This is a genomic window from Bacillus sp. Root131 (assembly GCF_001429475.1).
Lineage (GTDB): Bacteria > Bacillota > Bacilli > Bacillales > Bacillaceae_G > Bacillus_A > Bacillus_A thuringiensis_S.
Genome location: NZ_LMJQ01000001.1, coordinates 1,080,864 through 1,093,499, shown reverse-complemented (window position 1 = coordinate 1,093,499; position 12,636 = coordinate 1,080,864). Strand labels below are relative to the sequence as shown.

The window sequence follows — 12,636 nt, the reverse complement described above, 5'->3', positions numbered from 1 at the left end:
AAAATCCACTTTTAACCCTTAAAACAAAAAGAACTTGCAGGAATCTCTACAAGTTTTTTTATTTTAAGGTGAAAATACGGGCCAAACAAACAAACTATCTTACAGCTTGACTTTAGAAACTTTAGGGGTAATGCTTTGACAAATATACTATATAACAAATATTGACATCCACGGAATTTTTTTTTGAAAATTGTATGAATTAAGAAAGAAAGTAGTTTTTTTCTTAGATATTATTGTTAATAACTGATGGTATCATTATATTTCATTCTGCAACTTATTTAGAAGAGATATGTACATTTCGAAGAAGTTCTTCAATAAGTTTTGTTTTTTCATTTACCTTTGTGGCATATGTGAAATCACCATAACAATATGGATACCTAAAATTATTTTTATTTCCACCACAAGTATACATCGCTGGATTTTGATCAACCTTCATCTTAGAAAACGTTTTGGCTGAATCCTCCGAGTGTTGTTTAACTTCTTGACTAGCAATAAAATCAATATACCCTGGCCCCATATTATAGCTTTGAATAATTGTATCCATGCTAACATCCTTGTCCGTTCCATATTTGTACATTTTAGCAAAGTGTTTTACCCCTTGTTTAATGCTCAAGCTTGTCTCTTGAATTTCATTTGGTTTTAATCCAAGTGATTCGGATGACTGCATAGGGTCGTTTCCCTCACCTCTACTCTCTTGGTACATAATTCCTAATAAAACTGCAGTTTTCTCTCCTAAATTATATTTTTCTAATTCTTTTTTTAAGGTAGACTCATATTGCAATACACGTTTTTCGGTGGCTAGTGCTTTATTTTGTTGAATATTGGTTTTATGATTAAAATAAAGCATTCCAAGTATTATTCCTAAGCCTAAAATACTAATAAGGAACACTTTTATAATTTGTTTTTTACTTGTATCCTTCATATATTCCTCCTCGTATAAAAAATTCAATTTTTCAAAGGTAATTGGTTATTTACAAACTATGTAATGAACATCTATCTCCCGCCCTTTTTAGACTCAAACATCAATACTTTAAGGTTTCAAGTTTAATATAAAAATTTAAAGATAAGGTAAAGATAAGATAAAGATAAGATAAAGGGCATTTTTTATACGTACTTTAAAAGATATTGGTACAAAGGGATATGTGGGGAAATTTGTTGATACAAAAGGAATTAGTAATAATGGAAAGGTTAACGTACAAATTATTAATTATGGAAATATCATTCCAGAAGATCTACCCTATCTTTTCAATATACTTCATATAAAAAATTACAACATAACATATAATAAAAAACGGCAAACCCTCGACGTAGGAGAATCCACCATCACAAATAAATGATTATTTCACACCTAGTTTTTCTTTTACTTTCTTAGGAAGCTCGTCTTCCTACACTTCCTCCCAAGCTGTTACACCTTTTTTATCTAAATGATATACACGTAGGAATAGACCTACGCTACCTTCTTTCTTCACCTTCCCATAGAATTTGTTAACATTATCATCTTTCTCCTAACTAACATCTGTTACTTTTACTAATTTCATATGAGAAATCCCCTCCAAATGTACACACTAAGAATGAGATTTGATAGAAGATGCTTGTCTACATTTTGACTTTTCCAAAATACGAATAATATACCATTCGTTAATGGTCTGATTCGACTTTTCCTATTGAAACTGGAATATTTGGTCAAATATATTAAACACGCAAATAACTTGATATCGTATCTCATGATTTTTAAGAATAATTCTGTTTTTCATTGTAGTAGTAAGGTTGTTTATCTCATATTGAATTACCTTTCATTTTTCTTACAAGCTCGCAATGTTTTTGAAAATACAGTTTATAAAGCCGAGAATTATGATTTTTTCAGAGATAGCATTGAGGGGTTTTTCATATGCACTGTACTATACTCCCGTACAGGTTTCATTTACAATTCATTGTATTTTCTTTACCGTTCACCAAGTTAAAATGGAACAAATTTATTACTTAGAGGGTCTATTATGTGTATTCCTAAAAATATGAAAGGACTTATTATTCCCAAAAGTAAAGTGATGTAAAAAAAGTGTGTATTGAAATACTTCATTTAAATGTTACGAGTTTAATACTTTCACAGGTAAACTATTACAAGTGTAAGCAAAAAAGAAACACCCTAAACAGTAACCGTTCATTCATATAAACGCTTTGGTTCTGCTTATCCTGTTAAAATTCAACTTCAGAAGTATTGGTATCCAACACCCACTTTAATTAACATCGGTATTTAAAATACCAAAACAAAATCCATATATTGTTGAAAGAGGTTGAAAATTCATGTACGTTTTAAACAAGTTCTTTACCTACAAAAAGATTGTACCTGTCGTATTACTTTCATGTGTAACACTAATAGGGTGTTCTAATAGTAATACTCCATCTGAACCACCTAAGCAAACAAAACAAATAAAGCAAATTAAACAAGAAAATACAGGTCATGATTCTTTTGCTAAGCTTGAAAAAGAATATAATGCTAAGCTTGGTATTTATGCTCTGGATACAGGTACAAATCAAACTGTTGCTTATCATCCAAATGATCGTTTTGCATTTGCCTCTACATCTAAATCATTAGCAGCGGGAGCTCTTTTACGTCAGAACTCAATAGAAGCTCTTGATGAAAGGATTACGTATACGCGTGAAGACCTTTCTAATTATAATCCAATTACAGAAAAGCATGTGGATACAGGAATGACGTTAAAAGAACTTGCAGATGCTTCTGTTCGATATAGTGACAGTACGGCACATAATTTAATTCTTAAAAAATTAGGTGGTCCATCCGCATTTGAAAAAATCTTGAGAGAAACGGGAGATACGGTTACTAAATCTGAACGATTTGAACCTGAATTAAATAAAGTACATCCTGGAGAAACGCGCGATACCAGTACACCAGAAGCGATCGCTAAGACACTTCAATCATTTACATTAGGATCTGCACTTCCAACAGAGAAACGTGAATTATTAGTAGATTGGATGAAGAGAAATACGACTGGTGATAAGTTGATTCGTGCGGGCGTACCAAAAGGATGGGAAGTAGCTGATAAAACAGGCGCAGGATCTTATGGAACAAGGAATGATATTGCGATTATTTGGCCACCAAACAAAAAGCCAATTGTTCTTGCCATCCTTTCTAATCATGATAAAGAAGATGCAGAATATAATGATAAGCTTATTGCTGACGCGACTAAAGTCGTATTAGATACTTTAAAAGTTACGAATAAAAACTAATAAATTAATAGTTTTCCGTGTTAGGGAGTATATTCTCTGATAAGAGTAACCATACATGAACGTCAAATGATGTTAGAAAACGAAAAAACACGCAGTTCCATTTGGAATTGCGTGTTTTTATTTTGCTAATTTATTGGGGATAACCGCATGTGTCATCCAGTGCTGATTGGATTGCACATGGTCTTTTCGAACAAATTTCCCTACGGATTTTGAAAAATCATTATAGTGAAACGCATCCGTTAATCTAAGTACATACCCTTCCTGAATCCCTCCAAAGAGTGAAGTACCGTTGTAGCACGAACGAATTACCTTTTCATTATAGGGGCCACGATATAACACTGGAACGTGTGCAAGGCCTAACTTTTTACACCATGCAACTGTTGCATCCCACGATAAACATTCATTTTTCTCATTCCATATTGAAAAGACATAAAAATAGGAAGTCAGTGCTGTGTAGTGAATGCTATGACAAGCATATACATTTTCACCACATATACGCCATCCTTCTGGAATTCTATACCCCATACTTCCTTGTAACGTTTTTACCCATGTTCTCGATGGGTGATGACCACTTGATAACGACCTTGCATGAATAGCATCTTTATAAAGGGATGTATTTTCACCATCTAACTTTTCTAGTACGATTACTTCTTGAGTTTCAAATCCGTCCATATTTTGTAGAACACGGTCATCACTTGTTACCCCTATCGACCAAGGAACGTGCAATGTTCGTGGATATTTACAAGCATTTTTTCCCTTCTCTACTTCGCAAATGCATCTGCATCTCGGAAAAAATATAATTTCGTAAGCATCTCATCACCGCAGTAATGATAGATTTCACGTGCTGCCTCTTCCCCGCCATGTAACATCTTCATATGAAACTCTGTAATCATTAATACTTTCTCAATAAACTCCTATTCGAAACCAAGTTCCATTAAAAAGTGGCAAGCGATGTGAGTACTGACATATTCGTGACCATAATACGAATGGTACCCTTTGAGCTTTTTAAATACACGGCAAAACGGTTTACCTGTATCATGGAATGCTGCAGCACTTTGCAGAAGAAATAAATCTTCCCCTACATAATTCTCTGTTAAATGAGCGTATACCATATATGTGTGCTGACATAATGGTAAGGAATGATAGGGGTTTCCTTGATTATATTGAAACATATCAGAAAAGAACGGGATGTTCTTCATGACAAATTGAACACCACACCCATGCGTCTCCTCCTGTTTCACCATTACAGTTTACTCTAAGTCCCGCTTTACTTGTTCGTTTATGGTTTCTTGTAGTTCGAATAAGACGATGCACAATCCGCTCTGATTTTATGTAATCTATTAGCTTGAATCGTTACTTAAATATAAAGGGTGTCTCGGAAACCTATCCTTTTTTTCCTAAGGCAGTGTAAATCGTAACCTCTGAATAACTCATGAATATCTTTATACCAATTGTGATATCTACAATTTTCTCCCCAAGCAGCAATCAACATATTTTCCATTAAAGTTTTTTATTTCCAATATTTCATCTAACTTCGTACGATTAATTACTTCCTGTAGTAGTCTTTCTACTGTATCTATTTTTATCTCATTTGGTTTTCTCAATATTTTTCACTTCTATTTTTTGATTGTTATGACTGGCACCTGCTCGGTGTCGGAAAATTCACTGTAACCATAATAAAGTAGAAAAAACAATAAAATAATTGTCCAAATAAATATAAAAACTTTATAACTATACTTCATATGAAAAACCTCATTTTCCCTATATAAGTGAATGTACATACACCTTATAAATCCAATTACATAAATTATTGGATATTTTAGCAGTAGAGAATCATTAAGTATTAGAAATTGTTATTCATAAACATATCCAAGAAATCTTCTAAAAAATATCATCTAGGCATTTTAACATTTTATCAAAATGCACAGATAATATTTTTACGTTTAGCTAAGTAATGCTTTTTATGTAATAAATCCTTATCTCTATTTCACCTTAATGTTTATATGTACAAGAGTCTGTGTAGCAACTAGACTGTACTTTAAATATGTACTAAATTGTGTGTGGGAAAGGAAGCACATTTTATTTAAAGTTTTTACTTTAAACCCCTTAATTAGTTGGTAGTCTTCTTCATTCAGACAGAAAGGAAATTTAAAGTGTGCACTTATTTTCAACTCAGACTCTTTACTACACACACTCCTATACACATAAAACATCTATAAATTTCGTAACATTACAGAAACAACAAGAAACATTAACGAAACAATAATAACATTAAGTAATAGTTTTGTAACACAAATGTAACACAATGTATTTAATCGTACAATACTTTTTTAGCTAATTATCAACAAAGTTCTGTTAATATCGTTCAAATTTAATAATGTTCCCATAAAGTATTACATATTGCTTGTGAAATGATTTTTCAAAATATAACGAATCATACCATGATGGAGGAATATTAATTCAATTTAAAAATAAATGGATTGATATCTTTCTAGCTTTTGTATCCCAATCATGTTGTAGAGCGGATTATGGTTATCCAATTAATGTAGGTGACCATGCACAAGCTAAGCCTTCTAAATAATTACTGTACCTAAAAAAAACAAGTAATTATACTTGTTTTTTAGTTTACTTTCCAATATCGAAACAGTTTTATGTGCTTTCTTTTCCTGTCTACATTGGATGCATATCTTACTAAAGATAGCTTCTATTTTTTTTATGATTCTAGTGAAGTAATTAATTGCTGACGTTCTTTATCTCTATAAATTTTCATTTCATGTTTAAACTCGTAATTTCCTACTTCAAATCTAGCCCATTCCTTACTTGTCCAATATACTACATTTACATTTTCTCTTAAGATTGCAGAACACACATCCACTAATTCATCTTCGTAAAATGGAGCCTCTTTTGCTAATTCAAAAGCAAGCACTTTTGGATCCTTAGTTTTAATTTGAAGTTCCCTAGAGGTTTGCCCTAAATACTGCCATGGTGATGGTATTGATTGAACTTGGGCATTTCCCCTATCTTGAAACTGTGATGGAGAATCATTTGTTGAAGCAAATGTAGGTTTACTTACTCCTATTGCTGTTCCTAAAAAAATAGAACCAATAATAAGTTTTTTAATCATTTTTTCAGCTCCTTTAATAATTTTGGATATGCTTCATTTTTATACCACGTTCATGGTCATGTAAATGAAGAAAATTTGACATAATTATGCATTTTTCTCAAAAAATGCATATTAATTACGCACCTTAAATTTACCCAAAACAAAATTATTGGTTTAATGAAACTTTTTTGTCATAAGTATACACTTTTTGTATAAAAATTAGTTTTTAAAATATTTGCATACTTATTGATAAAGCTTCCTGCTATCCGTTATTCGAAGCCAGTTTATCTCCACCTACTCACTTCGCATTCCTTGAAGAAGGAATCCTCTTGACTAAAATGATAAAAAAAGTTGGGGATTCCCCCAACTTTTTAATACGTCTATTGTCTGATTAAACCTGTAGATGTAACCCGATATGTTCTTTTCTTTCCTATATATTCCTGTTTTCCATTCTCAAGGTTAGTTAAAGTCGCTCGTGTTTTTTCCTTCGCCACTTCCCCTTCTATATGAGTAAATTCTATATAATCTCCCTCTTTTACAGGTACTGTTTGGGTTTCAGCATTTTGTTGTCTATTTCCTATAATTTCCTTATTGTACAAAACGCTACCAGATGAATTCTGGACTTTAATACTTGCATATGTGCTATTGAAATAAGAATGCGGCACACCAGCTTCTAATTTGATTTTCAGCTCTTCTGCTGTTTTATTATAATCTNGTTCTGGACTTTAATACTTGCATATGTGCTATTGAAATAAGAATGCGGCACACCAGCTTCTAATTTGATTTTCAGCTCTTCTGCTGTTTTATTATAATCTACTTTTGCAATTTCTCGATCACTATATCCTTTTAGGGACCATGCAAATTGTTTTCCATCTAGAATTGTTGTCTCTGGCATTTTTTCTACTTTCTTTAATCCCTCTTTTGTAACCTCATACCTTGCTGACTTTCCAATAGTCTCATTTTTATTATTTTCAAGATTCGTTAATGTTGCGCGTGTTTTTTCCTTTGCTGCTTCCCCTTCTATATGAGTGAATTCTAAATAATCTCCTACTTTTACAGGTACTGTTTGGGTTTCAGCATTTTGTTGTCTATTTCCCATAATTTCCTTATTGTACAAAACGCTACCAGATGAGTTCTGGACTTTAATACTTGCATATGTGCTATTGAAATAAGAATGCGGCACACCAGCTTCTAATTTGATTTTCAGCTCTTCTGCTGTTTTATTATAATCNTTCTGGACTTTAATACTTGCATATGTGCTATTGAAATAAGAATGCGGCACACCAGCTTCTAATTTGATTTTCAGCTCTTCTGCTGTTTTATTATAATCTACTTTTGCAATTTCTCGATCACTATATCCTTTTAGGGACCATGCAAATTGGTTCCCTACTAAAATATCAGAATTTCCATTTGTAATTTCTACTTTTTTCTCTACAGTTCGATCAAATATGTCTGTTAATGTAATTTTAGCAAAAGCCGTTTGAGGCAATTGCATAGTTTGACTTACCTCAGTTTTGTAAGACTTAATATTATCGATTACTTTCAAAGGTTGTCCCATTAACTTTTCATTGTCATAGATTTCAATTTTCCCTTTAAACTGTGGAGTACTTTGTTCTTTCAATTTCCATGAAACATTTAATTTTCCATCTTCAAAGCGAGTATTTTGAATATCAAAATCTAAATTTCCCATTTCTGGTTGACTAGGCTGATTTATATTAAAGGTTTTTCCAGTACCAATAGTTGATTGAGTATTTCCTCCTGCCCTAACCCATAGATATTCTGAAGTTGCTCCTCCATCGTATTGATAGGACGTATCATGTTGCCCAGAGATACGCTGATTATTCCAAGAATTCCATTGTTTATCTGAAACTTTTCTGCTGTATCCATTTTTAAGACGTGCTTCTCTTACATCTTGTCCATTACCAGCCCAGTCCTCTTGAAACATCGATAAACCATAGTTAAATGCCACATTTGCAACTGGATGATCCATAATAGCAACTAACTTCCATTGATTTAATTTATTATCTTTTATCCACTGGCCAAACTTTGTATGGCCATCTTCTTGCCAAGAACGTAGAGTCATTCGATACCATTCACTATCTTTCCAATTATAAGTTGTTTGTACCTTTAGACCTGTTCCTTCTCCACCAAATCTACTGGCTTCTGAAGTCGGCGATAAATATTCAGCTTTTATTGCTTGGTTTGATGCTATTGGATCCCAAAGCGCAAAGTGAAGGGTACGTTTACCGAATTGATCAAAACCACTTTGTTGTTGGAAGCCCGCATAACCACCACCTTCTCCTCCCTGATTCCAGTTATGCACAGCCCAATATGTATAAGGTGCTGTTTGGACTGGTGACCAGTCTATGCTAATAATATCTGAAGCAGCAGTATTCTGTGGTGTTACATAAACTGATGGGGCATGAGATCGGGTTGCTGCCTCTGTACTAGAAATTGGTGCTCCATACATTGACAACATGGTACAAGCCGTTGAAACCATAACAATTTCTTTTATTTTTCCCCTTGTTTTTACTTTAAACATAACTTCCTATCTCCTTTTAAATTATTTTAGTTACATTGAATAATAACCCTATATATCCCTTTAAACAAATTACGTAATAAAGTAACATTAGCTTTAAAATCTAGATATATTTAATGTTTTTTTCACTGCTATTACTAATCAAATTATAGTATTTTGTATTAAAATCGTATGATTTAAGACTAAATATAAAGTGAAAATTTTATAAAATTTCATAAATATGTAGTTTTAGATATTTATGATGAAAGACCCACTAAATAACTTAATTTATTTTATGAAAGATTTCCTTACTTTATTGATTACACTATTAAACCTAGAATTGTTTACCAGAAAAATGTTATGTAAACTTTTAATTTGTCGATTAGAAAAAATAGTTTATCTATTTGCTGATATCTTATCATTAGTTAGAAAGAGCCTACTTAAAAACGTAGACTCCTTTAGGTATCCAAACGTTACATATATAACAAACATAAAAAAATAACATCGAATTCTTCTGTTAGTTTATTTAATATTTAATGACGTAGATAATGTATTCCAAGGTGCATTTGTAGATGTATTTTGATATTTAAATTGCCCATTTTGCTGTCCTGAAGCATCCCATTTATATTCCCATCCATCCACTGTTCTATCCCCATTTATATCAATCATCTTAGAATCTACTTTTTTTAGTTTTTGACCACTCATTTGAGCAATTGGATTTCTACCATATCCCATTTCATTTGTATAAATGTATAAATAGCTCCCTCCGTGATCTTTAGCTGTACTTAAATTATTAGGACCAATAAATTCAACCCCGCCTAATTGAGATTCAACTTTTACCACATTTAATGATGTTAATGGTGGTGCAGGTGCTGCGGATACATCAGTCGCTAAGCCAACTGTTGCTCCCACTAATAATGATGAAACTCCTATAATCATTCTTTTTAGCATACTCTCATCCCCTTTCGATTTAATACAAATTGATTCTATCATAATAATTTCATACATTTCCTTCCCTTTAAAAGAGTTAACAAAAAGTACCTATTTACATATGAAATTGTGCATATTCATTGCTTTTTACCATTTATACTTATCATAAATCATACTAAAGCATAATTAGTTCTCTCCCCTGATTGACTTACTACATTTGGCCCCATCTCAAGGTGACTATTCTAAGAACTAAAAAATGGTACATAGTTCACTGGTTTAACAAACAAATAATAGAATTACAAAGTCAACTTAATTTAAGTTGGCTTTTCCTCTAATATTATAAGCAAGATCCACCACTTGCATCAATTAACTCACCAGTTATCCAACGACTGTCTGATGATGAAAGAAAACCTACAATATCAGCTATATCATTAGGTTCCCCCCACCTATTAAAGGTCGATAAACCTGCAGCATATTTTTGTCCATCTTGGTTACCCAATGTCTCAGCATTCATTTCTGTGTTAATTATGCCTGGGAGAATTGCATTTACTGTAATACCACGAACACCAAGTTGTTGAGCTAAAGTATGAGTGAGTGTATTTATTGCCCCCTTAGATATACTGTAGGCAAAAACACTTGGGGAGGCTACCCTTGTGACAAAAGACGAAATATTTATAATCCTTCCCCCATCTTTTAAACGTGGCAAAGCCTTCTGAATAATGAAAAATGGAGCTTTCACATTAATATTCATAACCTCATCAAAAGACTCCTCTGTAGATTCCTCTAATGTTAAAACCTGCCCAATTCCAGCGTTGTTTACAAGGATATCAAATGTAGTATTACCTATATATTTTTGAAGAGATTGATCCATCATTGAATACAAGTTATTAATGCCATTAAAAGTACTTAAGTCTGCACGAATCGCAAATGCGGAACCGCCATCTTGTTTAATTTTATCCACTACACTTTCTGCTTCTTCTTTTCTTTTACTATAGTGAACAACGACTAACGCACCAGCATGTGCCAAATGTAATGCAATACTTCGACCTATTCCTCTACTAGCCCCTGTTACTAATGCAATTTTCCCCTTCAATTTATTCATCTCATCATCCCCTTGTTTAAAAAATTCTACTTAGTTATATCACAAGATACCCTTTGAAATGTTGCTCACTAATTTGATATCCATAAAACCAAAAGGCCCACTCATAATTATAAGAGTCGGCCTTTTCACTTCACATATTCATTTGCTTTACATACAGCCTCTCTAACTGTTGTGTACTTTGTACTAAGTATAATAAGGAATCTTGATGGTATTATAGGTAAAGCCAGCTTAAACTAAAGTTAATTCATGTACATTTTGCTTAGAGTTTCTACCTTTAAACAGTTCGTTTAGGCTTCTATGCATATATTCAACAATATTTCAGCAATGCCTGTATTTTTCATCTTTCATATTTTTGTTTCTTAGGCATGAGCATACTTAGAAAAATCCTAAAAACTAGTTGATAATCTTTTAGAATTTAATTTTCCTATAATACTCTTTGCTATTTCTTCAATATTTTCATTTAGAAAGAAATGACTACCTTCAAAAGAATGAAAAGTACACGTTTTACTTGTATATTGCTTCCATTTTATTACTTGATCATATGTAGTAAATTCATCATTTTTCCCATTAAATATAAGAAAATCAATATCACATGGTTGTATATTATTTTCATGAATATATGTCTCGACAATCTTAAAATCTGCTCTTAAAATAGGGAGAAAAATCTCCATTAATTCTTCTGATTGAAGTACCCCAGATGGTGTACCTCCCATTGCAATAACTTCTCTTTTAAATTGTTCATTAGGAAGATTATATCGGATATTTTTTATTTTACTATTTGGATGGTTTCTACCGGATAAAACAAGAAATTCGGGTAATTCGTTATTAGAACCCTGTATTTTTCTAGCTACTTCATAAGCAATCAAACTCCCCATGCTATGCCCGAATAGAATGTACGGTGAAGCGTCTATTTGCTTAACTATACTAGTGTAGGCATCATTTACGGCCTCTTCCATACCTTGGTACAAGCTTTCTTCAATTCTATATCCTCTACCAGCTAATTCTATCGGGACTACTTCAATATATGGATTAAAGTAATTTTTCCATTTTGCGTAGTTAAACGCAGATCCCCCAGCATGTGGAAAGCAAAAAAGTTTAGTCTTCTGCATTGATTTTCTCCTTACTTTCAAATTTGTATATAGTTTGGCAAATTGTATAAATGTCTTTAATTATTATCTCTTGCGGAAATTCATCTCTTGTTGCACAAGCAGATAACTTATAATTTGGATCAATGTTATATTGTTTAAAGTAAAAGTTTTTAGGTATATTCTTGTATGAAATTGAAGTTCGTGATTCTTTTTTTATAGAGAATGAATTTAATGGGGTATAAAGCCCTTTTCCAATCGTTTTTATATAGCTTTCTTTTAATGTCCATAAATCATAAAAATAATTAATTTTTTCATCAGAATTCATATTAGATATATCATAAAATTCTTCCGCTGAAAAAAATTCTTTTGCTAATTTAAAAGCCTCTATTTCTGAAACTTTTTCTATATCAATACCCACGTTAAAATTAGCAGTAGTACAAACCACCCATTCTCCTGAATGAGACACATTAAAATGAAAGTCAGAAATTTTTTCAACAAAAGGTTTTCCATACTTATTATATATAAATCTAATTTCTTTATTATTAATTTTATACTTTTGGCAGATTAGAGATCGGATTAGTAAATCTCCTATTAGAGTTCTATTAATGTCGCATGAATTTAATAAACGCTTCATTCGTTCTTTCTTCTC

11 protein-coding genes and 3 pseudogenes are annotated in these 12,636 nt (G+C 32.2%); 2 read left to right on the top strand and 12 right to left on the bottom strand.

The window, feature by feature from the left end; genetic code table 11:
• Positions 1–274: 274 nt before the first annotated feature.
• Positions 275–922: a lysozyme family protein gene (locus ASE54_RS05420; RefSeq protein ID WP_000655722.1), complete on the bottom strand. Its 648-nt coding sequence runs from the start codon at positions 920–922 to the stop codon at positions 275–277.
• 1,379 nt (positions 923–2,301) lie between these two features.
• On the opposite strand from ASE54_RS05420, the gene blaIII reads away from it, so the two are divergent.
• Positions 2,302–3,246, top strand: coding sequence for a class A beta-lactamase BlaIII (gene blaIII, locus ASE54_RS05410; RefSeq protein ID WP_000289421.1), 945 nt, complete (start codon positions 2,302–2,304; stop codon positions 3,244–3,246).
• Between the two features lie 117 nt (positions 3,247–3,363).
• Here the strand turns inward: blaIII and ASE54_RS05405 are convergent, their stop codons facing one another.
• The 3 genes from ASE54_RS05405 to ASE54_RS05395 all read right to left on the bottom strand — a co-directional run bounded on the left by ASE54_RS05405 (position 3,364) and on the right by ASE54_RS05395 (position 4,490).
• Positions 3,364–3,918: an RNA ligase family protein gene (locus tag ASE54_RS05405; RefSeq protein ID WP_000348599.1), complete on the bottom strand. Its 555-nt coding sequence runs from the start codon at positions 3,916–3,918 to the stop codon at positions 3,364–3,366.
• A gap of 89 nt (positions 3,919–4,007) precedes the next feature.
• Positions 4,008–4,139 (bottom strand): hypothetical protein, encoded by a 132-nt coding sequence (locus ASE54_RS05400; RefSeq protein ID WP_000627209.1) that lies wholly within the window; start codon positions 4,137–4,139, stop codon positions 4,008–4,010.
• A 21-nt stretch (positions 4,140–4,160) separates the two neighbouring features.
• Positions 4,161–4,490, bottom strand: a complete 330-nt coding sequence (locus ASE54_RS05395; protein ID WP_000240601.1) for a hypothetical protein — start codon at positions 4,488–4,490, stop codon at positions 4,161–4,163.
• A 1,181-nt stretch (positions 4,491–5,671) separates the two neighbouring features.
• Here ASE54_RS05395 and ASE54_RS35615 point away from each other — a divergent pair.
• Positions 5,672–5,827 (top strand): annotated as a pseudogene (locus tag ASE54_RS35615) (DUF2278 family protein); the annotation flags it as partial.
• 132 nt (positions 5,828–5,959) lie between these two features.
• On the opposite strand, the gene ASE54_RS05390 reads toward ASE54_RS35615, so the two are convergent.
• From ASE54_RS05390 to ASE54_RS05365, 8 genes and pseudogenes are all read right to left on the bottom strand, one after another.
• Positions 5,960–6,370, bottom strand: coding sequence for a hypothetical protein (locus ASE54_RS05390; RefSeq protein WP_000592185.1), 411 nt, complete (start codon positions 6,368–6,370; stop codon positions 5,960–5,962).
• Between the two features lie 359 nt (positions 6,371–6,729).
• A pseudogene (locus ASE54_RS36710) lies at positions 6,730–7,063 on the bottom strand (putative mucin/carbohydrate-binding domain-containing protein); the annotation flags it as partial.
• Position 7,064: 1 nt separating this feature from the next.
• Positions 7,065–7,580, bottom strand: a pseudogene (locus ASE54_RS36705) (putative mucin/carbohydrate-binding domain-containing protein); the annotation flags it as partial.
• A gap of 1 nt (position 7,581) precedes the next feature.
• Positions 7,582–8,891: DUF3472 domain-containing protein (locus tag ASE54_RS36700; RefSeq protein ID WP_097825746.1), on the bottom strand; the 1,310-nt coding region annotated here is incomplete at its 3' end.
• Positions 8,892–9,389: 498 nt separating this feature from the next.
• Complete coding sequence (locus ASE54_RS05380) at positions 9,390–9,875, bottom strand: DUF4879 domain-containing protein (protein ID WP_000272949.1); 486 nt, start codon at positions 9,873–9,875, stop codon at positions 9,390–9,392.
• Between the two features lie 259 nt (positions 9,876–10,134).
• Complete coding sequence (locus ASE54_RS05375; RefSeq protein ID WP_001037508.1) at positions 10,135–10,899, bottom strand: SDR family oxidoreductase; 765 nt, start codon at positions 10,897–10,899, stop codon at positions 10,135–10,137.
• Between the two features lie 386 nt (positions 10,900–11,285).
• Positions 11,286–12,008 (bottom strand): thioesterase domain-containing protein, encoded by a 723-nt coding sequence (locus ASE54_RS05370; RefSeq protein ID WP_001172926.1) that lies wholly within the window; start codon positions 12,006–12,008, stop codon positions 11,286–11,288.
• The gene (locus ASE54_RS05365) at positions 11,995–12,621 is read right to left on the bottom strand and encodes a 4'-phosphopantetheinyl transferase superfamily protein (RefSeq protein WP_014894766.1); all 627 of its coding nucleotides are present in this window, start codon (positions 12,619–12,621) and stop codon (positions 11,995–11,997) included. The genes ASE54_RS05370 and ASE54_RS05365 overlap by 14 nt, the downstream gene beginning before the upstream one ends.
• Positions 12,622–12,636: the final 15 nt, after the last annotated feature.